Annotated in this window: 1 protein-coding gene; it reads left to right on the top strand. The window is 63.5% G+C overall.

Translation table 11 applies throughout. The features are described from left to right. Positions 1 to 249, top strand: a 249-nt coding sequence (locus ABFY71_RS19045; protein WP_347947448.1) for an ImcF-related family protein, incomplete at both ends; no start/stop codon positions are given.

A 249-nucleotide genomic window follows, 5' to 3' on the forward strand; every position in this document is an offset into this window, starting at 1 on the left:
CCTGGGTGCTCGGTCGGCGGGAGGACGTCAACTTCAGCCAGGCGGATGAATCCGAACTACTGACCAATCTGCAAAAGCTGTATGCCGAGCGCTATAGCAAGACCTGGCGGGGCGCACTGAGCCGGGTGGATGTGCAGCGCTTCCGGGACCTGAATCATGGTGTGCGGGTTCTGGAAAGCCTGGCCAGCGGCCATGCGCCGCTGGCCAGGCTGCTGGAGCGGGTCCAGTACAATACCCGGCTGACTCCTG

Source organism: Devosia alba, assembly GCF_039938915.1.
GTDB lineage: Bacteria > Pseudomonadota > Alphaproteobacteria > Rhizobiales > Devosiaceae > Devosia > Devosia alba.